Source organism: Pseudomonas sp. VA159-2 (genome assembly GCF_024126635.1).
Lineage (GTDB): Bacteria > Pseudomonadota > Gammaproteobacteria > Pseudomonadales > Pseudomonadaceae > Aquipseudomonas > Aquipseudomonas muyukensis.
In genome coordinates this window covers 199,242-224,648 of sequence record NZ_JAMYBV010000006.1, presented here as the reverse complement: position 1 = coordinate 224,648, position 25,407 = coordinate 199,242, and the positions used below count along the sequence as shown (strand labels likewise).

Annotated in this window: 25 protein-coding genes; 16 read left to right on the top strand and 9 right to left on the bottom strand. The window is 67.0% G+C overall.

Features of this window, described 5'->3' with window-relative positions:
* Positions 1–25: 25 nt before the first annotated feature.
* Positions 26–1,423, bottom strand: a complete 1,398-nt coding sequence (locus tag NJG22_RS08420) for a cytosine permease (protein WP_253093611.1) — start codon at positions 1,421–1,423, stop codon at positions 26–28.
* 249 nt (positions 1,424–1,672) lie between these two features.
* Here NJG22_RS08420 and NJG22_RS08415 point away from each other — a divergent pair, with 249 nt between their 5' ends.
* The 5 genes from NJG22_RS08415 (at position 1,673) to NJG22_RS08395 (ending at position 8,903) form a co-directional block, all read left to right on the top strand.
* Positions 1,673–2,560: an EamA family transporter gene (locus NJG22_RS08415; protein ID WP_253093610.1), complete on the top strand. Its 888-nt coding sequence runs from the start codon at positions 1,673–1,675 to the stop codon at positions 2,558–2,560.
* Between the two features lie 261 nt (positions 2,561–2,821).
* Positions 2,822–3,307: a DUF2165 family protein gene (locus NJG22_RS08410; RefSeq protein ID WP_253093609.1), complete on the top strand. Its 486-nt coding sequence runs from the start codon at positions 2,822–2,824 to the stop codon at positions 3,305–3,307.
* Between the two features lie 14 nt (positions 3,308–3,321).
* Positions 3,322–4,416, top strand: coding sequence for an efflux RND transporter periplasmic adaptor subunit (locus NJG22_RS08405; RefSeq protein WP_253093608.1), 1,095 nt, complete (start codon positions 3,322–3,324; stop codon positions 4,414–4,416).
* Positions 4,417–4,434: 18 nt separating this feature from the next.
* Positions 4,435–7,518: a MexW/MexI family multidrug efflux RND transporter permease subunit gene (locus NJG22_RS08400; RefSeq protein WP_253093607.1), complete on the top strand. Its 3,084-nt coding sequence runs from the start codon at positions 4,435–4,437 to the stop codon at positions 7,516–7,518.
* Positions 7,515–8,903, top strand: a complete 1,389-nt coding sequence (locus NJG22_RS08395) for a TolC family protein (RefSeq protein ID WP_253093606.1) — start codon at positions 7,515–7,517, stop codon at positions 8,901–8,903. The genes NJG22_RS08400 and NJG22_RS08395 overlap by 4 nt, the downstream gene beginning before the upstream one ends.
* Before the next feature lie 19 nt (positions 8,904–8,922).
* Here NJG22_RS08395 and NJG22_RS08390 read toward each other — a convergent pair whose 3' ends face one another.
* Complete coding sequence (locus tag NJG22_RS08390; protein ID WP_217848395.1) at positions 8,923–9,567, bottom strand: metalloregulator ArsR/SmtB family transcription factor; 645 nt, start codon at positions 9,565–9,567, stop codon at positions 8,923–8,925.
* Positions 9,568–9,880: 313 nt separating this feature from the next.
* Between NJG22_RS08390 and NJG22_RS08385 the strand changes: the two genes are divergently transcribed.
* From NJG22_RS08385 to ribD, 7 genes are read left to right on the top strand one after another with little or no spacing between them, the layout of a single operon-like run.
* Positions 9,881–10,924, top strand: coding sequence for an acetylserotonin O-methyltransferase (locus tag NJG22_RS08385; protein ID WP_253093605.1), 1,044 nt, complete (start codon positions 9,881–9,883; stop codon positions 10,922–10,924).
* Positions 10,924–11,817: a VOC family protein gene (locus NJG22_RS08380; RefSeq protein ID WP_253093604.1), complete on the top strand. Its 894-nt coding sequence runs from the start codon at positions 10,924–10,926 to the stop codon at positions 11,815–11,817. The genes NJG22_RS08385 and NJG22_RS08380 overlap by 1 nt, the downstream gene beginning before the upstream one ends.
* A 60-nt stretch (positions 11,818–11,877) precedes the next feature.
* Complete coding sequence (locus NJG22_RS08375) at positions 11,878–12,888, top strand: SUMF1/EgtB/PvdO family nonheme iron enzyme (protein WP_253093603.1); 1,011 nt, start codon at positions 11,878–11,880, stop codon at positions 12,886–12,888.
* A 34-nt stretch (positions 12,889–12,922) separates the two neighbouring features.
* Complete coding sequence (gene ribA, locus NJG22_RS08370) at positions 12,923–13,519, top strand: GTP cyclohydrolase II (protein WP_253093602.1); 597 nt, start codon at positions 12,923–12,925, stop codon at positions 13,517–13,519.
* Between the two features lie 24 nt (positions 13,520–13,543).
* The gene (locus tag NJG22_RS08365) at positions 13,544–15,235 is read left to right on the top strand and encodes a WD40 repeat domain-containing protein (protein WP_253093601.1); all 1,692 of its coding nucleotides are present in this window, start codon (positions 13,544–13,546) and stop codon (positions 15,233–15,235) included.
* A gap of 12 nt (positions 15,236–15,247) precedes the next feature.
* A complete protein-coding gene (locus tag NJG22_RS08360) occupies positions 15,248–15,907 on the top strand; it encodes a class I SAM-dependent methyltransferase (protein WP_253093600.1) in 660 nt (219 codons plus the stop codon).
* Positions 15,904–16,818 carry a bifunctional diaminohydroxyphosphoribosylaminopyrimidine deaminase/5-amino-6-(5-phosphoribosylamino)uracil reductase RibD gene (gene ribD / locus NJG22_RS08355; protein WP_253093599.1) on the top strand — a complete coding sequence of 305 codons (915 nt, stop codon included), beginning with the start codon at positions 15,904–15,906 and terminating at the stop codon, positions 16,816–16,818. Before NJG22_RS08360 ends, ribD begins: the two co-directional genes overlap by 4 nt.
* A 158-nt stretch (positions 16,819–16,976) precedes the next feature.
* On the opposite strand, the gene NJG22_RS08350 is transcribed toward ribD, so the two are convergent.
* Both NJG22_RS08350 and NJG22_RS08345 read right to left on the bottom strand, forming a co-directional pair.
* Positions 16,977–17,717, bottom strand: coding sequence for a class I SAM-dependent methyltransferase (locus NJG22_RS08350; protein WP_253093598.1), 741 nt, complete (start codon positions 17,715–17,717; stop codon positions 16,977–16,979).
* Positions 17,714–19,147 (bottom strand): MFS transporter, encoded by a 1,434-nt coding sequence (locus NJG22_RS08345; RefSeq protein WP_253093597.1) that lies wholly within the window; start codon positions 19,145–19,147, stop codon positions 17,714–17,716. Before NJG22_RS08345 ends, NJG22_RS08350 begins: the two co-directional genes overlap by 4 nt.
* 133 nt (positions 19,148–19,280) lie before the next feature.
* On the opposite strand from NJG22_RS08345, the gene NJG22_RS08340 reads away from it, so the two are divergent.
* The 3 genes from NJG22_RS08340 to NJG22_RS08330 all read left to right on the top strand — a co-directional run bounded on the left by NJG22_RS08340 (position 19,281) and on the right by NJG22_RS08330 (position 20,455).
* Positions 19,281–19,601: a YbjQ family protein gene (locus tag NJG22_RS08340; protein ID WP_134693982.1), complete on the top strand. Its 321-nt coding sequence runs from the start codon at positions 19,281–19,283 to the stop codon at positions 19,599–19,601.
* 138 nt (positions 19,602–19,739) lie between these two features.
* Positions 19,740–19,928, top strand: a complete 189-nt coding sequence (locus NJG22_RS08335) for a hypothetical protein (protein ID WP_134693981.1) — start codon at positions 19,740–19,742, stop codon at positions 19,926–19,928.
* Positions 19,929–20,149: 221 nt separating this feature from the next.
* Complete coding sequence (locus tag NJG22_RS08330; protein WP_253093596.1) at positions 20,150–20,455, top strand: hypothetical protein; 306 nt, start codon at positions 20,150–20,152, stop codon at positions 20,453–20,455.
* 132 nt (positions 20,456–20,587) lie between these two features.
* Here NJG22_RS08330 and NJG22_RS08325 read toward each other — a convergent pair whose 3' ends face one another.
* The 4 genes from NJG22_RS08325 to NJG22_RS08310 all read right to left on the bottom strand — a co-directional run bounded on the left by NJG22_RS08325 (position 20,588) and on the right by NJG22_RS08310 (position 23,808).
* Entirely contained in the window at positions 20,588–20,920 is a 333-nt protein-coding gene (locus NJG22_RS08325; protein WP_217848383.1) for a hypothetical protein, read from the bottom strand.
* A 307-nt stretch (positions 20,921–21,227) separates the two neighbouring features.
* On the bottom strand, positions 21,228–21,851 hold the full coding sequence (locus NJG22_RS08320; RefSeq protein WP_253093595.1) for a glutathione S-transferase: 624 nt from the start codon (positions 21,849–21,851) through the stop codon (positions 21,228–21,230).
* Between the two features lies 1 nt (position 21,852).
* Entirely contained in the window at positions 21,853–22,992 is a 1,140-nt protein-coding gene (gene ampC, locus NJG22_RS08315; RefSeq protein ID WP_253093594.1) for a class C beta-lactamase, read from the bottom strand.
* Between the two features lie 21 nt (positions 22,993–23,013).
* Positions 23,014–23,808, bottom strand: a complete 795-nt coding sequence (locus tag NJG22_RS08310) for a helix-turn-helix transcriptional regulator (protein ID WP_253093593.1) — start codon at positions 23,806–23,808, stop codon at positions 23,014–23,016.
* A gap of 80 nt (positions 23,809–23,888) precedes the next feature.
* On the opposite strand from NJG22_RS08310, the gene NJG22_RS08305 reads away from it, so the two are divergent.
* Positions 23,889–24,884 (top strand): bile acid:sodium symporter family protein, encoded by a 996-nt coding sequence (locus tag NJG22_RS08305; protein WP_253093592.1) that lies wholly within the window; start codon positions 23,889–23,891, stop codon positions 24,882–24,884.
* A gap of 65 nt (positions 24,885–24,949) precedes the next feature.
* Here NJG22_RS08305 and gspI read toward each other — a convergent pair whose 3' ends face one another.
* Entirely contained in the window at positions 24,950–25,309 is a 360-nt protein-coding gene (gspI, locus tag NJG22_RS08300) for a type II secretion system minor pseudopilin GspI (protein ID WP_253093591.1), read from the bottom strand.
* Between the last annotated feature and the right edge of the window lie 98 nt (positions 25,310–25,407).

The window sequence follows — 25,407 nt, the reverse complement described above, 5'->3', positions numbered from 1 at the left end:
CGAACCTCTGAAGGCTCGCCCTACCTCAACGCCCCTCCGGCAGCACAATCCGCGCCGGGGCTTGCGCCGCGCGTCCGCGGGCCACGCAGTAATACAGCACGCTCGGCACCACCAGCCCGATCAGCCAGGACACATCCACCCCGCCCAGGTGCGCGACCATCGGCCCGGTGTACAGCTTGGTATCGATGAACGGCATCTGCACCAGCACGCCAAAGGTGTACACGCCGATACCCGGCCAGTTCCAGCGCCCATAGCGCCCGTCAGGGTCGGCCAGCGCCGGGATGTCATAGCGTTCCTTGGTGATGAAGTAGTAATCCACCAGGTTCACCGCGCTCCACGGCACGAAGAACGTCAGCAGGAACAGGATGAACGACTTGAACGCGCTGAGGAACGAATGCTGGCCCAGCAGCGCCACCAGCGTGGCCGCGCCGACGATGCCGAGCACGAACACCAGGCGCTGCATCCGGCTGATCTGCACGTGGCCGCGGAACCCGCTGATGATGGTGGCGATGCACATGAAGCTGCCATAGCTGTTGAGGGTAGAGATCGTCACCTTGCCGAAGGCGATGCTGAAGTACAGCAGCGCCGCGGTGGTGCCGGCGCCGCCAAGGCCGACGATGTAGGCCACTTCGCGCCCGGAGAACTGGCCGCCGGCAATCGCCGCGGCGAACACGCCGAGGATCATCGATGCCTGGGCGCCGAGCACCGAACCCAGGCCCGCGGCGAGGAAGGTCTTGAGCGGCGAGGTGTGGCTCGGCAGGTAGCGCGAGTAGTCGGCCACGTAGGGGCCGAAGGCGATCTGCCAGGAGGCGGCCAGCGATACCGCCAGCAGGAAGCTGGCCCAGCTGAAATGGCGGTTGTCGAGCAACTGGCCGATGTCGGCCAGCAGCAGGATGCGGCTGAACAGGTAGACGAAGGCGATGATGCCCAGCACGCTGGCCAGGCGGCCGATCCAGTGGATCACCCGGTAGCCGGCCAGGGTCGCCAGCACGATCACCCCGGCGAAGATCAGGATGCCGGCGCTGTCGCTGATGCTCAGCAACTGGCCGATGGCCTGGCCGGAAAGCACCGTGCCGGTGGCGGTGAAGCCCAGGTACATCAGGCACACCAGGGCCATGGGAATGGCGGCGCCATACACGCCGAACTGCACGCGGCTGGAGATCATCTGCGGCAGCCCCAGGCGTGGCCCTTGGGCGGCATGCAGGGCCATCACCGCGCCGCCGACCAGTTGCCCGATGAACAGGCCGATCAGCGACCAGAACACATCGCCGCCGAGCACCACGGCCAGGGCGCCGGTGACGATCGCGGTGATCTGCAGGTTGGCTCCCAGCCACAGGGTGAACTGGCTGTAGACGCGTCCATGGCGTTCGGATTCCGGGATGTAGTCGATCGAGCGGCGCTCGATCACAGGTTTGCTGGACATCGGGGAGGGCTCCGCTTCGTTGTTTTTGTGAGGGCGGCGGCGGTCGGCGGGACATAGGCGGACGGCCGTGACCTGATATGAGCATGTATATACAAGTCAGGTCAAGTGAAGCCTGAAGCGTAACGCCAGGGTCATCACAGCCCACTGTTGCGCAAGCCTGGCGCCTAACTGTGCTGGTTCCCGGCGGAGGATTAACCTTATGCTGTAACTAAATATGACTAAAACAAGCCGGTAGAAGGAATGCGTGCCATGCCACTCAAGGACCTGCTGATCGCCCTGGTGGTGATCATCGCCTGGGGCGTCAATTTCGTGGTGATCAAGGTCGGCCTCGATGGCCTGCCGCCGATGCTGCTAGGGGCCTTGCGCTTCTTGTTGGTGGCCTTTCCGGCGGTGTTCCTGGTACGCCGCCCGAACCTGCCGTGGCGTTGGCTGATCGCCTACGGCGCGAGCATCTCGCTGGGGCAGTTCGCCTTCCTGTTCCAGGCCATGTACAGCGGCATGCCGCCGGGCTTGGCGTCGCTGGTGCTGCAGTCCCAGGCCTTCTTCACCCTTGGTTTTGCCGCGCTGTTTCTTGGCGAGCGGCTGCGCCTGGCCAGTGTCCTGGGGCTGCTGGTGGCGGCCGCAGGGCTTGCTGTGATCGGCAGCGAGGACAGCGGGCATGTGCCGTTGATTGCCTTGCTGTTGACGCTGTGCGCGGGGGCCATGTGGGGCATGGGCAACATCATCACCCGACGCTTCGGCCAGGTCGACCTGGTGGCCTTGGTGATCTGGGGTGGGTTGATTCCGCCGTTGCCGTTTCTGGCCCTGTCCTGGTGGCTGGAGGGGCCCGAGCGGATTGGCCAGGCGCTGGCCAATATTGGCTGGAGTTCGGTGCTGGCCCTGGCGTACCTGGCCTTTGTCGCCACCATGGTGGGCTATAGCCTGTGGAGCACGCTGCTGTCGCGCCACCCGGCGGGCAAGGTGGCGCCGTTTTCGTTGCTGGTGCCGGTGATTGGCTTGAGTTCGTCGGCGTTGTTGCTGGGCGAGCGGCTGACCGAGGTGCAGGGCTGGGGCGCGCTGCTGGTGATGCTCGGCTTGCTGATCAATGTGTTTGGGGGGCGGTTGGGGCAGCGGCTGCGAGCGGCTGTCAGCACCTGAACCTGCAGGAACCCGCTTGCTGGCGAAGCAAACGACGCGATGGATGGCACCGACTGTGCCGGTGTTCGCCGGCAAGGCCGGCTCCTACCTTGATCGCGTTGCCTGGCGATGCCCAAGCCCTGACCCACATCAACGCCCATCCCGCCCCACGCGCCCGTAATAGCAACGCTTGTGTATCGGCAAGGCTGCCACTAATATCCAAGCGTTTTCTTGTGTAATTGCCTGGGCACCCCAAACCAGGCCATCGATACGGACGTTGATATGGATTTGCACACCTCCCTGTGGCTGTTCCAGGCCATCCAGGCCGTGGGCCTGGCGCTGTGGCTGAGCATCGCGGTATTGAACAACCTGCAGGCGTTTTCCAGCTCCGTCGGCGCCATCGGCGCCACCCTGGCCATGGCGCCACTGCGCCAACCGCCCGCCATCGACTTCCCGCTGTTGCGCCGCGCCTGCCAGTCGCCTGCCCTGGCCCGCGCCGCGCTGCTGGTGATTGTCCTGCTGCAGGTCGTCGCCAGCCTGTCGGCCTGGGTCGGCAGCTACGGCCTGGTCATCGCCCAGGACCCGCTGATGGCCCGGGCCTGGCTGAACCTGGCACTCGCCGCCATGCTCGCCTTCACCTTCGCCATGCTGCTCGGCGGCCTGTGGTTCGGCTACTGGATCCGTCAGGAAGGCCTGCAACTGACCCACCTGGCGTTGGTGCTGTGGGCGACCCTGGCGTTCTGCCTGTTCAACCTGAACTGGGCCTGAGGGGAGGGCGCGCAATGAACAGCAAAGCGATACTCGGCAGCGCCCTGGCGCTGGCCCTGCTCTGCGCCGCTGGCCTGGCCTGGCAGCATGCCGGGCAAGCCCAGGCCACGGCGGCGGCGCCGCGGCAGTTGGTCAAGGTGGCCTTGGCCCGTGTGCACAAAGGCCCGGAAAACCGCTCCTTCGCCGCGGTCGGCGAGCTGGAGGCGGTGCACCAGGTGTTGGTCTCCGCCGAGATCGGCGGGCGGGTCACGGCGATCAACTTCACCTCCGGGCAAAAGGTGCGCAAGGGCGATGTGCTGATCACCCTCAACGATGCCCCGGAGCAGGCCGAGCGCCTGCGCCTGAAGGCCCAGCTGGACAACGCGCGCACCAACCACCGCCGGGTCAAGGACCTGCTGCGCGAGAACGCCGCCACCCAGGAGCAGCTGGACAACGCCCTGGCCGCCCGCGACATGGCCCAGGGCGAGCTGGCCCGCACCGAGGCGGTGATCGCGCAGAAGACCGTGCGCGCGCCGTTCGACGGGCGCCTGGGCATCCGCCGGGTCAACCAGGGCCAGTACCTGAACGTCGGCGACCCGGTGGTCAGCCTCATCGATACCGGCAGCCTGTATGTCAACTTCTCCCTCGAGGAGCAGCTCAGCGCCCGCCTGCGCCCCGGCCAGCCGGTGCAGGTGCGTCTCGATGCCTTCCCCGACTCCGTATTCACCGCGCGCATCAGCGCCATCGACCCGCTGATCGGGCGTTCGCGCACGGTGCAGGTCCAGGCGACCCTGGCCAACCCCGACGCGCGCCTGGCCGCTGGCATGTACGCCAGCGTCCAGGTCGCCAGCCCCGAGGTCGGCCAGGTGCTGAGCGTGCCGGAAACCGCGGTGGCCTATACCGCCTATGGCGACACGGTGTTCGTCGCCCGCCACGATGCCGCCGCCGATGCCCTGGTGGTGCAACGCGTCTCGGTGCGCACCGGCGAGCGCCAGGCCGGTCGGGTAGTGATCGAGCAGGGCCTGCGCGAGGGCGACCAGGTGGTGGTCTCCGGGCAGTTGCGCCTGATCGACGGCACCGCCGTGCAAGCCACCGAAGACACCCTGCAGACCCCGCCCAGCGGCGCCTGATTCGCGCGAGAACCCGCCATGACATTCACCGACCTGTTCGTGCGCCGGCCTGTGCTGGCGCTGGTGGTCAGCACCCTGATTCTGCTGCTGGGGTTGCTGTCGCTGCTGCAATTGCCGATCCGCCAGTACCCGTTGCTGGAAAGCTCGACCATCACTGTCACCACCGAATACCCCGGCGCCCCCGCCGAGCTGATGCAGGGCTTCGTCACCCAGCCGATCGCCCAGGCGGTGTCCTCGGTGGAGGGCATCGACTACCTGTCGTCGTCCTCGGTGCAGGGCCGCAGCCTGGTGACCGTGCGCATGGAGCTCAACCGTGACTCCACCCAGGCGCTGACCGAGGTGATGGCCAAGGTCAACCAAGTGCGCTATCGCCTGCCGGAGCGGGCCTATGACCCGGTGATCGAGCGCTCCGCCGGCGAGTCGACGGCGGTGGCCTATATCGGCTTCGCCAGCCCGAGCCTGCCGATTCCGGCGATGACCGACTACCTCACGCGGGTGGTCGAACCCTTGTTGAGCACCATCGAGGGCGTGGCCAAGGTCCAGGTGTTCGGCGGCCAGACCCTGTCCATGCGGTTGTGGATCGACCCGGCGCGCCTGGCCGCCCGCGGCCTGACCGCGGCCGATGTGGCCGAGGCGGTGCGGCGCAACAACTACCAGGCCGCCCCCGGCAAGGTGAAGGGCCAGTACGTGATCGCCAATATCCGCGTCGACACCGACCTGACCTCGGTCGGCGATTTTCGTGAGCTGGTGATCCGCAACGACGGCAACGGCCTGGTGCGCATCCGCGACATCGGCACCGTCGAGCTCGGCGCCGCCTCGGCCGAGACCAGCGCCAGCATGGACGGCGTGTCGGCGGTGCACCTGGGGCTGTTCGCCACCCCCGGCGGCAACCCGCTGGTGATCGTCGACGGCATCCGCCAGCTGCTGCCGCAGATTCGCCAGACCCTGCCGCCGGACACCAAGGCCGAGCTGGCCTTCGAGACCGCGCGCTTCATCCAGGCGTCGATCGACGAGGTGAGCAAGACCTTGCTCGAGGCGCTGCTGATCGTGGTGGTGGTGATCTACCTGTGCCTGGGCTCGCTGCGCACGGTGCTGATCCCGGTGGTGACCATCCCGCTGTCGATGCTCGGCGCCGCGGCGCTGATGCTGGCGTTCGGCTTCAGCATCAACCTGCTGACGCTGCTGGCCATGGTGCTGGCGGTGGGGCTGGTGGTGGACGATGCCATCGTCGTGGTGGAAAACGTGCACCGCCATATCGAGGAGGGGCGCACGCCGGTGGCCGCGGCGCTGATCGGCGCCCGCGAGGTGGCCGGGCCGGTGATCGCCATGACCATCACCCTGGCGGCGGTGTACGCGCCGATCGGCATGATGGGCGGGCTGACCGGCGCGCTGTTTCGCGAATTCGCCCTGACCCTGGCCGGGGCGGTGGTGGTGTCTGGGGTGGTGGCGCTGACCCTGTCGCCGGTGATGAGCTCGTTCCTGCTCGACGCCCGTCAGTCCGAGGGGCGCATGGCCCATGCCGCCAACCGCTTTTTTGAATGGCTGGCCGGGCGCTACGCCCATGTGCTGGGTTTTTCCCTGAAGCACCGCTGGATCAGCGTCGGCTTCGCCCTGCTGGTGCTGGTCAGCCTGCCGTTGTTGTACAGCCTGCCCCAGCGCGAACTAGCCCCGACCGAGGACCAGGCCGGCCTGCTGACCGCGATCAAGGCCCCGCAGCACGCCAACCTGGCCTATGTCGAACGCTTCGCCGACAAGCTCGACGCGGTCTACCGCACCCTGCCGGAGACTGTCAGCACCTGGATCATCAACGGCAGCGACGGCATCGCCTCGGGCATCGGCGGCATCAACCTGCAGCCTTGGAACGAGCGCGAACGCAATGCGTCGCAGATCCAGCTCGAGTTGCAGGCGGCGGTGAACGATGTCGAGGGCACCAGCATCTTCGCCTTCCAGCTGCCGGCGTTGCCGGGCTCCACCGGCGGGCTGCCGGTGCAGATGGTGCTGCGCAGCTCCCAGGACTACCGCGTGCTGTTCGACACCATGGAGCAAGTCAAGGCCAAGGCGCGCCAGAGCGGCCTGTTCGCCGTGGTCGACAGCGACCTGGACTACAACAACCCGGTGGTGCAGGTGCGCGTCGACCGGGCCAAGGCCAACAGCATGGGCATCCGCATGCAGGATATCGGCGAGTCGCTGGCGGTGCTGGTGGGCGAGAACTACCTCAACCGCTTTGGCCTCGATGGCCGCTCCTACGACGTGATCGCCCAGAGCCCGCGTGACCAGCGCCTGACCCCGCAGGCCCTGACCCGCCAGTACGTGCGAAGCGAGGAGGGCCGGTTGGTGCCGTTGTCCACCGTGGTGCAGGTCAGCGAGCAGGTCGAACCCAACCGCCTGACCCAGTTCAACCAGCAGAACGCCGCGACCTTCCAGGCCATCCCCGCCGCTGGCGTGACCCTGGGCGACACCGTGGCCTTCCTCGAACAGGTGGCCGCGCAACTGCCGGCGGGCTTCAGCATCGACTGGCAGTCCGACGCGCGCCAGTACCAGCAGGAGGGCAACGCGCTGATGCTGGCGTTCCTTGCCGCGGTGGTGGTGATCTACCTGGTGCTGGCGGCGCAGTACGAGAGCCTGGTGGACCCGCTGATCATCCTGATCACCGTGCCGTTGTCGATCAGCGGTGCGCTGCTGCCCCTGGCCCTGGGGGTGGCCACGGTGAACATCTACACCCAGATCGGCCTGGTGACCCTGATCGGCTTGATCAGCAAGCACGGCATCCTCATGGTCGAGTTCGCCAATACCTTGCAGGCCGAGCAGCACCTGGACCGCCGCGCGGCCATCGGCCAGGCGGCGCAGATCCGCTTGCGGCCGATCCTGATGACCACGGCGGCCATGGTGGTGGGGTTGATCCCGCTGCTGTTCGCCTCCGGCGCCGGGGCCGCCAGCCGTTTCGGGCTGGGGGTGGTGATCGTCACCGGGATGCTGGTGGGCACCTTGTTCACCCTGTTTGTGCTGCCGACCATCTACAGCCTGCTTGCCCGCGACCACGCCAGCACGGAGCGCTCGCCGCGTGCCCAGTCGCTGGCCGAAACCTTGGAGCGCCAGCCATGAAGCGCCTGTTGCCAATCGCATTGCTGGCGCTGGGCGCCTGTAGCGTCGGCCCGGATTATCGCAAGCCGGAGCTTGCCGCCAGCGGCGTGCACAGCCCGCAAAGGGCCGCGTTCGCCGCGCGCGGCGAGCTGCCGGCGCAGTGGTGGCGGTTCTTCGACGACCCGCAGCTGGTCCGCCTGGTGGACCAGGCCCTGGCCCATAACCACGACATCCGCCAGGCCCATGCCAACCTGCTGGCGGCGCGGGCGCTGTTCGACGACCGCAGCCTCGACCGTTATCCCTGGGTCACCGCCCGGGCCGGCTACAACCAGAGCCTGCAACAGCAGCAACCGGCCGATGGCAGCGACCCGCGGCGCATGCGCAGCGAGCAGTACCGCGCCGGCTTCGACGTGCAGTGGGAGGTCGACCTGTTCGGCCGCCTGCAACGCCTGACGGATGCCGCCGAGGCTCGCGCCGACGCGGCGGCGGCCGACCTGCAGCAGGCCCGCTTGAGCATTGCCGCAGAGGTGGCGCGCAATTACTACCTCAGGCTTGGGCTCAAGCGCAGCCTTACCGTGGCCGAGGACCAGGTCGAGGCCTGGCGCGAAACCTTGCAGCTGACCACGGCCCAGGTGCGTGCCGGCAGCGGCCAGTACGAGGACCAGCAGAACGCCCACGCCAATTTGCTGCTCAGCGAGGCGGCGGTGCCGCCGTTGCAGGCGGCGATCCAGCAGGCCAGCTACCGCCTCGATGTGCTCACCGGCGCAGTCCCCGGCAGCCAGGCCCAGGCCGATGCGACGTTCCTGCCACCGCTGGCGCGGCAATTGCCGTTGGGCGACGTCGATGCGCTGATTGGCCAGCGCCCGGACGTGGTCAGTGCCGAGCGTGAGCTGGCCGCCAGCACCGAGGAGGTTGGCGCGGCCACCGCCGAACTGTACCCGCGCCTGGACCTGGGTGGCTTCATCGGCTTCTTCGCCTTGCGCAGCGGCGACCTGGGCAGTGCCGCCAGGGCCTACGAACTGGCGCCGATGGTCACCTGGCCGGCCCTGCGCCTGGGCAATGCCCGGGCTCGGTTGCGCGCGCGCGAGGCATTGGCCGATGGCACGCGGGCACGCTATGAGCAGACCGTGCTGCTGGCCCGTGAAGAGGTGGAGAACGCGGTGACGCAACTGGTGCGCAACCAGTCGCGGCTGCAAAGCCTGGTGGCGTCCGCCGGGCATGGCAGCGAAGCCATCGACATTGCCAACAAGCGTTATCGGCGGGGGGCGGGGACTTACCTGGCGGTGCTGGAGAACCAGCGCGCGTTGTTCGCCATCAAGCGCGAGGTGGCTGAGGCGGAGACCGCTTCGTACCTGGATGCGATTGCGTTGTACAAGGCGTTGGGGTGGGGGAGTGAAGGGGGGTAGGCGGCGAACGCCTTCCCTCCTACTTCGGCGAAATCCGGTAGACACAGCGGCGATCTCCAGAGATCAGGTGCTCGCAGCGCTCGACCGTGGCCTGCTCGCCGATCGCCGCCTGGAACACCTGCAGCTCGCTGCGGCAAAAACCTTGGCAACGGGTCGCGGCGATGCAGATCGGGCAGTGGTTCTCGACGATCAGCCAAGCCGCGCCATCGGCCTGCATCTCGGCCATGTAGCCGGCCCGTTCGCGCAGTTGCACCAGGATGCGCACCTTGTCTTCCAAGGTTTCGGCGTCGCCGCAGGCCTGTTGGTACTCGCGGCTGTTGCTGTCTTCCATGCGGCTGATCAGGCGGTCGACGCCGTCGCTGCCGAACACCTGCTCGACGCTTTCGATCAGTTGCAGGGTCAACACGCTGTGGGAATCGGGAAAGCGCCGCTGGGCTGTGGCGGTCAGCGTCCATTTCTGCGAGGGGCGGCCCGCACCCTTGGCCGGCACGCTGATGCCGCTGATCAGCGCCGTGGCCTGCAGCTTCTGCACCTGCTGGCGAGTGGCTTCGAAGGTAATGCCGAGCAGTTGGGCAAGATCGGCGGTCTTGAGCGGCCCGCGGGTCTTGAGCAGGAACAGGATGCGGTCGGTGGTGCAGTTCGGGTCGACGGAGTTCGAGGTCATGGAGCGTTGCAAACCGGGGGTGAATGAGCGGGTGGGGCACGGGCCTGGGCCATCCTGTGCGCAGGCAAGTGGGCGAAGGATAGCGTGTATTCGTGTGGATAGGTGTACGGCAAACCAGTATAGATTGTTAATTTTATATTCGATAAAAATATAAAAGTTTTTAGTTGTATTTATTTGACTCACGTCTAGGCTGTCTTGCGGAGCCTGTGCTTGCCGGTCCCAGGGAGGGTTGCGTGCAAGTTCGTGGAATTCCTTGGCTGGCCAACGGCCGGGCGCAGGTCCTACTCCAATAATTCGACAGGGACGTGAGTGCATGAATGCCCAGAAACCCGTGACCATCTACGAGCACGCCGACGAGGTGAGCAGCCTGCAGGGCGTGGTCGACCTGGTGAAACTGTCCGATCAGTACCGTCAATCCGCCATTCTGCATTCGGCGTTGGCCCAGCGCGTGTTCGACCACACCCGCCAGCCAATCGCGGCCCAGGCGTTGAGCGATGCGCTGGGCTGGGTGCCGAACAAGGGGCGGATCTTCCTCAACGCGCTGGTCGCCATGGGCTTGCTCAAGCGCAGCGCGCAAGGCTACGAGAACCTGCCGTTGAGCCAGCGCTTCCTGGTCAGCGACAGCGCCGAGTTCATTGGCCCGATCATCGACCACCAGCGCCTGCAATGGCACAACTGGCCACGCCTGGGCGAGGTGCTGCGCAGCCGCGAGTCGCTGGACTTCCAGCAGGAAAATCGCTTCAAGCACGACCTGGCGGCGCGCGATGCGTTCAACGACGCCATGGTCCGCTTCAGCCAGCCGATGGTCGATGTGCTGCGCGACCTGCCCTTGTTCGACAAGGCGCGGCGGGTGATCGACCTGGCCGGCGGCCACGGCACCTACCTGGCCGAGATCGCCAGCCGCCACCCGCAGGTCAAGGGCGAAGTCTGGGACCTGGAGCCGACCCGCGAGGCCGCCGCCAGCACCTTCGCCAAGTACCGGCTCGACCAGCGCCTGGGTTTCCATGCGCGCAACCTGCTGGACCTGGCCCAGTACCAGGGCGAGCGCGCCGACGTGTTGATGCTCAATGACTGCCTGCACTATTTCACCCGTGAGCAGGTGCGCACCCTGATCGCCGGCGCCGCCGGCATGGTCGAGGCCGGCGGCGCGCTGCTGGTGCTGAGCATGGCGCTGGAGGACGACGAAATCCATCCGGCACTGTCGGCCGACTTCTCCCTGCACATGATGCTCAACACCGTCAACGGCGAGCTGCACTCGACCCGCTACCTGATCGACAGCATGGCTTCGGCGGGGCTGGCGGTGGAGCAGGAGCCGATCGGCCGCTACATCCTGCTGGTCGGACGGAGGGCTGCCTGATGCTGCGTCTATTGGCATTGCATGCCGCGCCGTTGGGCGACGCGGCGGCCCAGGCCCTCGACAGCCTGGGCAGCGCGGCGGCGGCGGCGGGTTTCAGCCTGCAGGTCAGCCAGCAGGCAACAGGCCAGGGGCCGGTGGACGCGGTCTGCCTGTTGCTCGACAGCGCGACGCCGCCAGCGGCGCTGGGCAACGTGCTCAACGAGGCCCGCGGGTTGTGCCACAACACCGCCCTGGTGCTGATTCGCGTGCAGGGCACGCTGGCGCAACTGCCATCGGCCAGCGGCGTGCTCGCCCAGTGGCAGCAGGCCAGCCAGGGCTTCCTCTATCCCTATGCGCTGGACATCGCCAGCGGCCAGGCGCCTGCGCAGGTGATCAAGGCCTGGTTACCGGGCTTCGCCAAGTTCGCCGCCGCCAGCAAGCTGTGGCGCTCCCTCGACGGCCTGGGGCTGGACGAGGTGGCCCGGGCCAAGCAGCGCCCGGAGATGAACCACGTCAACATCCTCACCCGCGACCTGGAAGCCTCCAAGGCGTTCTACGCCGACATCCTCGGTGCCAACTACTGCTACAACCTCGGCCCACGCAAGGCGGTGATGGAGCTTAACGGCTTCGACTTCTTCATCGAGCAGAGCGAGGCGTTCAGCTACCCGGCCGGCTACCACATCGGCATCCGCGCGCTGCCCGAGGATGTGCGGCGGATCGCCGAGCAGGTGACGGCCGCCGGCAGCATCAAGCTGGTCAAGGGCAACGGCCCGGCCCCGGGCTACCACCATGGCCCGGACCAGGTGCGCAGCGCAGTGTATTTCGAAGACCCGGACGGCCTGGTCATCGAGGTCTACAGCGCCGAAGTGGAGATGATCGAAAGCAACCCGCGGTTGCTCACCGATCGCCTCTGATCCCAGCTCGCCACACCCTGCCGCGGCGCGCGGCAGGCGTGTGCCCAGGCAGGTACTTGCATGAACAGCTACAAACAGTGGCATTGGCCACGGCTGCCCAGCCCCTTGCCCAAGGATGTCAGTGACCGGGCCCTGATGGGCTACCCGGAGCACTACCTGGAGCAACCGCTGCAAGCCAAGGTCGGCGAAGCCTTCGACGCCTTGCTCGACGGCCCGCTGGAAACCTTGCTGAGGATCGTCCAGCAACCGCGCGAGCCCCTGGCCCGGCGTATCGCCGCCGGCGAGGTGCTGGGCCTGCGCGGCGACCCGCGCATCGACACCTTCGCCCCGCAGATGATCGACATCCCGGCGGCGCGGGTACATATCGGCCTCGACCCGCGTGCGGTGGAGCAGGTGATGGACCAGTTCGACGGCCTGGGCCTGGACCGCAACTGGATCGACAAGGAAACCCCGCGCCACGCGGTGGAGCTGGCGGCGTTTCGCATCGCCCGCTTGCCGGTGACGCACCAGGAGTACCGCCAGTTCCTGCTCGACAGCGGCCACCCCGGCATCCCCGAGGGCTGGGCCTTTGGCCGTTACCCGCGGCACCACGCCAACCACCCGGTCTACAGCGTTGCCGCCAGCGACGCCGACGCCTATGCGCGTTGGCTCAGTGCGCGCACCGGCCGGCGCTTCGCCCTGCCCAGCGAGGCCGAGTGGGAATACGCCGCCGCCGGCCCCGAGGGGCGGCAGTTTCCCTGGGGCGACAGCTACCAGGTCGAGCATGCCAACACCGCCGAACTGGGTTACCTGGACAGCACCCCGGTGGGGGTGTTCTGCGACGCCCCGTCGCCGTTCGGGGTGCTGGACATGGCCGGCAATGTCGAGGAGTACGTGGCCGAGGACTACCAGGCCTATCCCGGCGGCCCACTGATCGAGGACGACCTGGTGCTCGATGTCGGTACCCACCGCGTGGCCCGCGGTGGCAGCTTCACCCGTTTTCGCGACCTGGCGCGTACCGCGCGCCGCCACGGGCGCTACCCACGGCCGATCTACGTCATGGGTTTTCGCCTGGTGGAACACCACAACTAAGCAACCGCGTCTTCCGTGCAAGAGGTCTGATCCCATGAACAAGGATGTTTCGCTTCACACCATCGTGCCGATCTCCATTCTCGGCGGCGATGTCGACGCCCATTTCTATGGTTTCCATGGTTTCGAACGCCACCAGGAGCACTTCGCCGTGGGCATCTCCCCGGGGCGGGACGAGGTGCCGCTGGTTCGGGTGCATTCCGAGTGCATCACCGGCGATGTGTTCGGTTCGCAGCGCTGCGATTGCGGCCCCCAGTTGCAGGAAGCCCTGCGCACGCTGCACGAGGTCGGTGGCTACCTGATCTACCTGCGCCAGGAAGGGCGGGGCATCGGCCTGTACTCCAAGTTCGAGGCCTACCTGCTGCAGGACAAGGGCTTCGATACCTACGAGGCCAACCTGCGCCTGAACCACCTGGCCGACTCGCGCAGCTTCGACCCGGCGGTGCAGATGCTGCAGGCGCTGGGCGTGGACAAGTGCCGCCTGCTGACCAACAACCCGGAAAAGGTCGCGCAGCTGCGCGCCGGCGGCATCGATGTGGTCGAGCAAGTGCCCACCGGGGTGTTCCTGACCCAGCACAACCGTAGCTACCTGCAGGCGAAAGCCGACAAGTCCAGCCATTCGATCAAGCTCTGACCTCCCGCGAAAAAGGATCTTTCGATGAAACACATTGGCCCTATCAGCGGCATCGCCGCCCATGCCGCGCACTTTGTCGCCACTGCCGGCTACGACAACCAGGTGATCCTGTGGAACGCCGTCACCGGCGAGCCGATCCACCGCGTGCACCACGACCACCTGGCCAACCAGTGCGCCTTCAGCGCCGACGGCAAGCACCTGGTCAGCGCCAGCAGCGACTACACCGCGCGCATCTGGGAGGTGCCGAGCATGCGCCTGAAGGCGGTACTGCGCGACCATGACGACGACGTCGAAATGGCCGTGTTCTCCCCAGACGGCCAGCGCGTGGCGACCTGCTCGCGCGACCATGTGCTGCGCATCTTCGACCTCGACGGCGTGCTGCAGCAGGCGTTCCATGGCCACCAGGCCGACGTGATCTCGGTGGTCTGGTCGCCGGATGGCCAGCGTCTGATCTCCAGCAGCGACGACGGCACCGTGCGCCAGTGGGACACCGCCACAGGCCGGCAAAGCGATGAAGTGGACATCGGTGGCGTCGAGACCGACACCATCGCCATCACCCGCGAAGGCGTGGTATTCGCCGGTGACGACGAAGGGCGCATCTCGATCATCGCCCAGGGCCAGGTGCAGACCGTGCCGGCCCATGCCGCCGGGATCAAGCGCATCGTCTGGAACGACGACAAGCGCCTGCTGGTGAGCCTGAGCTACGACCGCTCGGCGATCCTCTGGACCTTCGACGCCGCCAACCAACTGCTCAAGCGCCGCAGCACCGCGCTGCCGAGCATCGTCTGGCCGCGCAGCTGCGCCTTTGTCGGCGACGAGCAACTGGTGTTCGCCACCTTCGGCTCGCGCTACGCCACCTGGAACTACGAGCGCGACCAGTGGCAGGTGTCCGGCATCGAGCCGGCGGTGAGCATCAACGCCGTGGTGCGCAGCGACGAACGCCAGTACAGCATCGGCGACGCCGGCATCCTGCACCGCGACGACCAGCCGGTGACCGCGGTCGGCAGCCTGTGCAACTTCCTCCTGCCGTTCGGCCCGCTGCTGCTGACCGGCGGGCAGATGGGCCAGGTGTTCGACGGCTTGAGCGGACGCTTGCTGTACCAGCACCGTTCGCCGCTCAACTGCGGCGCTACCTTCGTGCGCAACGGCGAGGAGCATGCCTTGATCGGCACCTACACCGGCGAAGGCCTGGTGTTCGCCCATGATGGCCAGGGCGGCCTGCGCCTGGTGGCATCTATCCCCATGCACGAGAACGCGATCAAGGGCGTGGCGGCGGACGCGCGACACCTGTTCAGCGTCTGCGCCTCGGCCGATGCCGCCGTGCACAGCATCGAGGACTTCAGTTGCCTGCGCCATATCGAAGGCGCGCACACGCGCATCTCCAATGGCTGCTGCACCATCACCGGCGGTTTCGCCAGCATTGGCCGGGACCTCAAGCTGCGCCTGTGGCTGGACACCGGCGACGAGGTGTTCGGCTCGCCGCACCAGCACTCGATCAAGTGCATTGCCGCCTCCGCCGATGGCCGGGTGATCGCCACCGCCGCCTACAATGGCACCGTGGCGTTGTTCGACCTGGCTTCGCGGCGCTGGTTGCCGGTACAGCGGCCTACCGCCAGTGGCATCTCCTGCCTGACCCATGACGCGCTCGGCGAGGCCTTCCTGGCCAGCTCCTACGATGGGCGCATCTATGGCATCGACGCCCGCCTGGCATCCTGACGGAGGATTGCGATGAACAAGCAAGCACAGGCCTTCATGGCCCAGGGCGACTACCGCAAGGCCCTCGACACCTCGTTCGTGCACCGCTACAGCCATGGCGAGGACGAATGGTCGTGGGACGTCGGCATGATCCAGGCGGCCCAGGCGTTCCTCGAACGCCTGGAGGCGCGCGCCGACCAGCATGTCCTCGACCTTGGCGTGGGGCGTGGACGCGATGCCTCGACATTCATCCTCGCCGGGCACCGGGTGACCGGTCTGGATATCGTCGAGAACTCCAGCTGGCCGCTGCTGCGCAAGCGCTGGGGCGATCGCCTGAACCTGGTGCAGCAGGCGGTGCAGGACTGGCAGCCGGCGCCAGGCACACAATTCGATGCGGCCCTGGACAATGGCTGCTTTCATCACCAGCACCCGGATGAATGGGCGGCGTACCTGGGGCATGTGCGCCGCTTGTTGCGCCCTGGCGCGCTGGTGGGCCTGAACGTGTTCGGCGTAGACGATGTCCAGCCCGAGCCAGGTTGGCGCGAAATGGACAATCAGCGCCAGGGCTACTTCTTCACCGACCTAGGCATCCGCCAGACCCTCGAGGGCCATGGCTTTACCTGGCAGGGCCTGGAGGTGATCGAGCGGCAGCACGGCGAGGCGCGTTACCTGCTCGCCCTGGTTCGCACGTGAGCACGGTTGATCGTCATTACCTGGACATGGCCCTGGCGCTCGCCTGCCAGGGCCTGTACAGCACCATGCCCAATCCACGGGTCGGTTGCGTGATCGTCAACGATGGCCGGGTGGTGGGCCGGGGGTGGCATCAACGCGCCGGCGAAGCCCACGCCGAGGTACATGCGTTGCGCGAGGCCGGGGAGGCGGCGCGGGGCGCCACCGCCTATGTAACGCTTGAACCCTGCGGCCATCATGGGCGCACGCCACCGTGCGCCGAGGCATTGGTGGCCGCCGGGGTGCGCCGGGTGGTCAGCGCCAGCGCCGATGCTTCGCAGGGCAGCGGTGGCGAACGCCTGCGCCAGGCCGGCCTCGTTGTCGAAGTGTTGCCGTGCCCGGAGGCGCGGGCGCTCAATCGCGGGTTCTTCTCGCGTATCGAACGCCAGCGGCCCTGGGTGCGGGTATTGCGGCCCGATGCCTTGGCGATCGGCGCGCTGGGCGACGGCGCGATGCTCAGCCATTGCGATGAGCAGGCGCCGCTGGCCCACTGGCGGGGCCGGGCATCGGCCTTGCTGACCACCTGCGAATGGGTCAAGGCGTGCGACACGTCACTACTGGCACCGGTGTCGGCACAACGTGCCACGCCGGTGGTGCCATTGCGCGTGATGGTAGACCAGGGGCTCGACTGTCCAGCGTTGGCCGAGGTGCTCGACGGTCGTGCACCGACCCTGGTGTTGCATGACGGGCGGGCGATGGCTGACAGACGCTTTGCCCGGGTTGGTTGCCGCATGCTCGAGGAACTCGGTGCGTCGCGGGTGTTGCAGGTGCTTCACGAACTGGACTGCAACGAGGTGCAGGTCGAGGCCGAGCCCGCGTGGTGTGAGGCCTTGGCGCGCCAGGGGCTGGTGGATGAGTGGCTGGTGAGGGTCTAGCGCCCTGTGCTCACCCTGTAGGAGCGGCCTTGTGTCGCGAAAGGGGCGCGAAGCGGCCCCAGGATTTTGCGTTCGTGCAAAGATTGGCGGGGCTGCTGCGCAGCCCTTTCGCGACACAAGGCCGCTCCTACAGGCGACATGCGTGAGCCCCGATCATTTCAGCGACTGCAAATCAGCCCGACCTGCAGGCTGTTCTGCTCGAACAGATCCCAGTAGCCCGCTGGATGCGCCTTCTTGCGGATCCCGCTGATCAGTGGGGCGATCCAACGCACGTTGCGCAGCCCCGCGTCGTGGGCGGCTTGTTCGTAAACCGACTTGTGCCAGCGGTAGTAGGTGAAGTCCGCCGGCGGTGTGCTCATGAACTGGCCCTGGCAACGAAAACCTCCCTCCACCGGCTGTTCGTCCAGAACTCGGATGCCGTAAGCGGTGAAGTTGCCTTGGGCCAGGTCGAACGTGGGGTTGGCGGTGTAGGCAATCAGTTGCCCGTCGGGCTTGAGGTTGAGCGCGACGGTCTGGAACATGCGCCGCAGCTCCTCGACGCTGCCGGCATAGTTGAACAGCCAGGCGGCGGTGATCTTGTCGAACTGGCCGATCTCGCCCATCTGCGCGACGTCGCGTACTTCATAGACGATGCCGTCGTTGGCCTGGCGGGCCTGGTGGATCATGCTCGGCGAGATGTCCACGCCATGCACCCGCGCCGCGCCCCAGTCCTTGAGCCTGCGACTGAAAAAGCCATGGCCGCAGGCCAGGTCGAGGACCTGGTTGCCGGCCACGCCGCCGAGCAAATCGTGGACCATGTAGCGGACGGTATCGACTTCGACGTCACGCTGGCTGGCGTGGCTGGTGAAGTCTTCGAATTGATCGCTGATACGCTCGTAGACTTCCTTGGATTCTTTCATGGGCATTCCTTGCGCGCTGAAGGGCGAGTGATGCGCCGTGCCAGCGGGATGGCCAGCAGCGGCGCGCAGGCGAACAGGGCGAACAGCCAGGTCGCGGCCTGGCGCGCCCCGCCGACGCCACCTGGGTCGACCAGGCCGGCGCTGTTGCTGACCAGGCCGGCGAGGGCGGCGGCCAGGGCGGTGGCATAGAGCTGCACGGTGGTGATCGACGCCGAGGCGAGGTTTTCCTCGCCGGGACGCGCGGCCTGCAGCACGCGGGTCAGCAGGTGCGGCCAGCCCAGGCCAATGCCCAGGCCGACACCGGCCAGGGCCACGGTATACAGTGCCAGGCCGGGGGCTTGGGCCAGCCAGGTCGGCTGCGGTGTGAGCAATGCCAGGGCCAGCAGTGCCGCGGTCACTACCAGCGGGCCGAGGCGGATCTGCCGGGCACCGCCGTCGCGGTCGCGCCCGGCGCTGGCCAGGGCGCCAAGGGTCCAGCCAGCGGCCATCACCGCGGTCAGGTAGCCGGCCGACAGTGGGCCAAAGCCGTGGATGTGCTGAAGGAAGTAAGGCACATAGATTTCGGTGGTGATGGCTGCCACCAGCAGGCACATGATGGCGAACAGCGCCCCCATCGGTTGCCTCAGGCTGTAGGCGCCGCTGGGCAGCAGGTGATGGCGGGCGCCTGGGTCGAGGCGGGCGATCAGCGCTGCAATCGCCAGGCCCGCGACGATGCCCAGCAGGTTGATCCACAGCACCTCGGACAGGCTGGCCGCGCAGATCGCCAGCACCGAGGCGACCAGGCAGGCGATGAGCCCATAGGCCGGTCGGGCGCCGTTGCCGTCCAGCGCCTGGCGCCCCGGCAGGCGCAAGCACACGATCAGCGCCAGCAGCGCGGCCACCGGCAGCAATGCCCAGAAGGCCCAGCGCCAATGGCCGCCCTCGGCGAACACGCCGCCCACCGCCGGGCCACACAGGGTGGCCACGCCCCACATGGCCGACACCAGGGCCATGGCCCGCGGCCACAGGCGGTGCTCGAACACCAAGTGGATCAACGCATAGCTGAGGGCGAACAGGATACCGCCGCCCAGGCCTTGCACGCTGCGCCCCACCAGCAGCATCGGCATGCTGGCGGCCTGGGCGCAGAGCACGGAGCCGGCGGCGAACACCAGCAGCGCCAGCAGGTAGGCGAGCCGTGGCCCGCTGCGGGCGAGCAGGCGGGTGGAGAGGGTGGAGCCGATGATCGAGGCCACCACGAACAGCGTGGTGTTCCAGGCATAAAAGGCCAGCCCGCCGATTTCGCCGATCACCGTCGGCAGCAGGGTGGTGACGATATACACATTGATGGCATGCAGGGCGACGCCCCCGGCCAGGGCGATCGAGCGCAGGGCATTGCCGCCGCTGAGCAGCTCGCTCCAGCGCGCCGGGGGGTGTTCGGGAAGGGCGGTCATGAAGGCTCCTTGCGTGATCCTGCGCAGGGAGTCTAGGAGCCGCTCGTCAAATATTCAAGCAGATGCTTGTGTAATTGGCGGGCGATGAATTTGTTAGCATCGTCTTCTTTTGTTCGCACCAGGAGTAGCACCGATGATCATCAGCACCACCAGCCAGCTTGAAGGTCGCCCTGTCGCCGAGTACCTCGGCGTGGTCAGCGCCGAATCGGTGCAGGGGATCAATTTCGTGCGCGATTTCTTCGCACGTTTTCGCGACTTCTTCGGCGGCCGTTCGCAGACCCTGGAGAGCGCGCTGAAGCTGGCGCGCGAGCAGGCCACCGAGGAGCTCATGGCGCGGGCACGGCAGTTGCAAGCCGATGCCGTGCTGGGGGTGGACTTCGAGATCAGCATGCCGTCGGTACAAGGGGGCATGGTCGTGGTGTTCGCCACCGGCACGGCGGTGCGGCTGAAGTAGGCGCTTGCCACTGGTCGGGCTGTGGCGGATTGCCCGGCCAGTCTGCAAATGACCGGCTAGTCTCACTTCAGCGGGCCGCCGCTTCTCTAGGCAAGCGCGTTGCTTGTCGGCACGGTCACCATTGGAGGGAGACAGGGCATGAGCGAATCCTATTACGAAGACTTGAACGATGCGTTTCCGATCAACAGCCAGGTGCGTTGCGGCCAGGCGGCGTTGCGCCTGGGTTTTGCCAACATGACCCTGGATGAGTCGGAGCAGTTGCAGCCTGCCCATTTGCAGCGTGCCAAGAAGGGCCGGTTCATGCCACGGGTGCCTTCGAAAAAGTAAATCGACCTTGATCCTGCGCGGGGCAAGCCCGCTCCCACAAGTGCCGCGCAGTGGCCTGAGGGTGCGGGCCTGCCCCGCGCTTGCGTTCAGGCGGGCCGCCCAACGGCGCGGTTTTCCCAGCATTTGTTGATCCCGCTCATGGTATCGGTGCGTCCCCCTCGCCGGGTGGCTGCGACTGTGCTTTTCTTGCGCGGCATTTCAGACTCGGAGTAATCAGCGCAATGCGAATCAGGGAAGAGACCTACTGGCAATGGGCCGATGCGCAGTTGCACAGCCGCAGCCATGACGAGGAATTGAGCGATGGCACCAGCATCGATGTGCAGGTGCGGCTTTCCCGGCTTGGCGCCACGCAGTTGTTCGTGGGCGTGTACGCCCGGGGGGGCAAGGCCCTGCTCGAGGAGTACTACCCGGCCCGGCCGGGTGAAACCATGACCCGCGCGTTGGTATGGGGTGTCGACCGGGCCCGGGCATTGGCCACCGGGGCCTTGCCGCTGCCTGCGCAGGCGCCTCGGCGTGCTTGGGCCTGAGGCAGCGCGGCGCTTGCTTCGCCAACAAGGCTGGCTCTTGCGGATTGGGCGTCGTGCGCAGATTGCGCACATGAAAAAGCCCGGCCTTGCGGGCCGGGCTCAAGAAACGGTGTACGCCTGGCTGAAACGTGCTCAGTTCAGCGTATCGATCACCTTGACTGCCTGCCGCTCACGGGCGGTAGGCCATTCTTGTTGCAGGGTCTGGAGGACGCGACCGACGAAGGTGGTGTCGGCGGCGGCCTTCTTGCCGACGTAGCCCTGGCCACGACGGTAGACCTTGAAGCGGGCGCGCATGCTGGGCATGTGCGATTCGAATTCGGCTTCGACCGTGTTCGGCGGCAGGCGGTCCAGGCGCACGTCGCCGGACTGGCTGACCCACAGCAGGTGGTCGTCGAGGCTGTCCTTGCGCGCGGCGAACAGCTGGGCCAATTGGTCGATGGTTGGATTGTTGTTCAAGTTCATCATAAAGCCCCCATTACTCTCATTCGTTGGTGAAGTTCGGCTGAAGTTCACATTTGGCGCCACACCATGTAGCGCGCTAACCAAGGCTGCTACAGCAGCATCGCAACAGGGGCTTTCTCACGCTGCCTTCTGGGCAGTTTCCCTCTCCACGGACGGCCTGCGTTACCGCGCAGGCCGTCTGGAACACCCTTGCCACCGCTCCCGATCAGGGAGACGGCCTCATCATGCACAAGGCGCGGGAAGGGCGTCAATGGTTTTGTAGTGATTATTTTCTGTCACTACATCTTGTCGGACAATCCACCTCGTGCTGTCAGGCCAGGCCGTTATCACCGTGCTCCAGGTAGCCCGGGCGCTCGCGCAGGCGCCTGTGGTAGGCCTCCAGCGCCGGCAGTGGCGGGTGCTCCAGCGGCGTGCGTCGCCAGCGGTTGAGCGACAGGCCGATGGCCACGTCGGCGATGCTGAAGTCGCTGCCGGCGACATAGGCGCCGGTGCTCTGCAGGCGCTGTTCGAGCAGGCGCATCCTGGCCGTCCACTGGGCGCTGGCGGTAGCCAGCAGGGCCGGGTCCTGGTGGCTCGGGGACTGGCGTACCAGCGACATGAACGGGTAGCGCCAGGCGTCGTTGAGGTCGGTGGCCTGCCAGTCCAGCCACTGGTCCACCGCGGCGCGGGCGCGTGGGGCGCTGGGGTAGAGGTGTTCGCCGCGGTACTGGTTGACCAGGTAGCGCAGGATGCTGTTGGACTCCCACAGCACGAAATCGCCATCGACGATCACCGGCACCATGGCGTTGGGGTTCAGGGCCAGGAACTCGGGGCTGTCGGTGGCGCGAAAGCCGCTGCCCCAGTCTTCGCGCTGGTAGCCAAGGCCCAGTTCGGTGCAGGTCCACAGCACCTTGCGCACGTTGATCGAGGACGCTTTACCAAGGATCTTCAGCATGTCAGTGCTCCAGGCTGGACAGGATGCGTTGTGCCGCGCGCACGCGTTCTTCGTTGGGGTAGTTGCGGTTGGCCAGCAGCACGATGCCCATCTGCTTGGCGGGCACGAAGGCGACATAGGCGCCGAAGCCGCCGGTCGCGCCGGTCTTGTTGTACCAGGCGGCAGGCTCGGCGGGCAGCGCCGGTTGCAGCGCGCGGACGGGGTTTTCCCCGCGGATGACCTTGGCGCCGTTGTACGCCAGCAGGGTGTCGAGGCTGACCGGGTAGGCGTAGCGTTCCCAACCCAGGCCCTGGGTCATCGGGCCGACCTGGAAATAACCGGACTGGGTGATGGCGATGGCTTGGCCCAAGGCAGGGTCCAGAGCGCCGGGTTGCAGTTGCAGTTGTACGAAGCGCAGCAAGTCGCTGGCGCTGGTCTTGATGCCATAGGCCTGGTCGGCGTAGGGCCCAGGGCTGACCCGTACCGGCTTGTCGTTGGCGTCGTAGCCCTGGGCGTACAGCCCGCGGGTACTGGCCGGGACCTCCAGGTAGGTGTGCTTGAGGCCCAGGCGCGGCAGCAGTTGTTCGCTCATGACTTCGGCAAATGGCTTTTGTTGCGCGCGGGCTGCCAGGTCGCCGAACAGGCCCAGGCTGGGGTTGGAGTAGCAGCGGTAGGTGCCAGGCGCGAAGCGGCGCTGCCAGTGCTGCAGCCAGGCCAGGGTCTGTTCGGGCGTTTGCACGGCCTCGGGGAATTGCAGCGGCAGGCAGTCGCCGCTGTAGGTGCCCAGTTGCAGCACGCTGGCACTGCCGAGCGGTGCCTTGGCCAGGGCCGGCTGGTAGCGGCTGGCCGGGGCCGCAAGGTCGAGCTTGCCTTCGGCGCTGGCCAGGGCGGCGAGGGTGGCAGTGTAGGTCTTGCTCACCGAGCCGACTTCGAACAGCGTGTCGCGGCTTACCGGCTGCTTGTCGGCCTTGCTCGCCCAGCCGTAGCTGAAGTAGTGCGACTGCCCCTTGGCATAGACCGCCACGGCCATGCCGGCGATGTGCTGCTCGCGCATCAGCGGCTCGATCACGCCGTCGACGGTGGCTTGCAGGTCATCGGCCAGCAACGGGGGGGCGGCCAGGGCCAGGGTAGTGGCCAGTAGCCAGGAGTTGGGGCGTGTCATGGTCAGGGCGTTCCTTGTCGATCAGTCATGGGGGCGGCGACGCAGCAGCTCGCCAGGTGTGTGCCCGAAGTGCCCGGCGAACGCGGCGATGAACGCCGACAGCGAAGCGTAGCCGCAGGCCAGGGCGACATCGGTGACCCGCTCGCCACGCTCCAGCGCCGGCAAGGCGTTGAGCAGGCGGGCGCGTTGGCGCCAGTGGCGGAAGGTGAGGCCGGTTTCACGGAGAAAACCTCGGCTCAATGTCTTTTGCGAGACGCCCAGGCGCGTGGCCCAGTCACCCAGGGTGCGTGGGTCGTCCGCGGCATCCAGCAGACGCTGGCAGATGCCGCGCAACTGGCGACCCCGGGGCAACGGTAGCAGCAGCGGGGCTTCCCGCGCCGCGCCGAGGCGGTCGAGCAGCACCTGCACCAGGCGGCCGTCCGCGCCGTCGCGGTCGTACTCGATCGGCAGCCCGGAGAAGCTTTCGATCAGTTCGGCCAGCAGCGGCTCCACCGCGATCACCCGGCATTGCCCGGCGGGCCAGGGCAGGGCGGTGGGCTCGATGTACAGGCTGCGGATGTGCGTGCCGGGCTCGCAACGCACCTGATGCGGCACCCGCGCGGCGACCCACACCGCGTGCCGTGGCGGCACCAGGTACAGGCCGGCGTCGGTGCGCACCCGCAGCAGCCCGCCACGGGCATGGGACAACTGCCCCCAGCGGTGCTGGTGGCGGTAGCCGAGGGCGACGTTCGGCAGGCTTTCGGCCTGGCCGTACACCGGGCGTGGCAACTGCTTGAGGGCGGCGAGACGATGCTCGGGGTGTCCGTTGGGCGACACTGCTGGGGGTTCCGGCGTTAGCGGCAGAAAGGCCCAGACCTTATCGTTCTGGCTTGCATAAAGACAAGATGGAATCTGTAATGAGATATTTGCGCATGCTGTTCGACAACTTCACCCTGGCCTTGCTCGCGGTGGTGTTCATCGCCACCGTGCTGCCGTGCGCAGGCGAAGGCGCGGTGCTGTTCGGCTGGCTGACCAACCTGGCCATCGGCCTGCTGTTCTTCCTGCACGGCGCCAAGCTGTCGCGCGAGGCGATCATCGCCGGCGCCGGGCACTGGCGCCTGCACCTGCTGGTGTTCAGCTGCACCTTCGTGCTGTTTCCGCTGTTGGGCCTGGCGTTCAAGCCGTTGTTCGTGCCGCTGGTGGGCAACGAGCTGTACCTGGGCGTGCTCTACCTGTGCGCCTTGCCGGCCACGGTGCAGTCGGCCATCGCCTTCACTTCGCTGGCTCGCGGCAATGTGCCGGCGGCGATCTGCAGCGCGGCGGCCTCGAGCCTGTTGGGGATCTTCCTCACGCCGCTGCTGGTGATGCTGCTGCTGGGGGCGTCCGGCGATACCGGCTCGGGCTTGGACGCGGTGCTCAAGATCACCCTGCAACTGCTGGTGCCCTTCGTCGCCGGCCAGTTCGCCCGGCGCTGGATCGGCGCCTGGGTCAGGCGCAACGCGCGCTGGCTGAAAGCCGTGGACCAGGGGTCGATCCTGCTGGTGGTGTATACCGCGTTCAGCGAGGCGGTGGTCACCGGCTTGTGGCATAGCGTGTCGGCGCAGCACCTGGCCGGGTTGTTCGCCGTGTGCGGGATCTTGCTGGCGGTGGTGCTGCTGGGGACGCGGTTGTTGGGGCGGGTGCTTGGGTTCAATGTCGAGGACCGCATCACGATCCTGTTCGCCGGCTCCAAGAAGAGCCTGGCCACGGGGGTGCCGATGGCGCAGGTGCTGTTCGTGGGCGGTGGTATCGGGGCGATGATCCTGCCGTTGATGCTGTTCCACCAGATCCAGCTGATGGTCTGCGCGGTGCTGGCGCAGCGGTATGCGGCGCGGGTGGAGACGGGGCATCCTGAGGTGCGTGCGTCGTTGTGAGGGGCATCCTTTTCAAGGGTTTTGGGCGCTAATGTCGAACACCCTGAAAGATGTCCTCTGCGCGCTCATTGACCCACCAGCGTCTGCAATCGCGCCAACGCCGGCCCTTCGTGTTGGCGTTCGAACACCTGCAGCGACACCTCCAACATGCCGCCCGGCGCATGCGACAGGCGTTGTTCACAGCGCAGGCGCAAACGCCCCTGGTCGCATTCGAACTGCCTGACGCCGGGCTTCGCGCCGCCCTCCAGGCGCAGCTCGGCCAGGCGCCCCTGGGCCGCCAGCAAGGCCAGCGCCTTGTCGCGCAACAGCCCGTTGCCCTGGGTCATCAACCCGGTGGCGCGCACGGCGGCGGCCATGGCCACGGCGACGATGGTCAGCGCCACCAGCACTTCGATCAAGGTGAAACCGTCCTCGGTGGTGCGCACGGGGACTCCATTCGCGCAGGGCAAAGGGGCACTCTAGAGCGGCGCGATGACCGTTTGACGACGCCGACTCCCGAGCTTTTTCAATATCAGTGACATAC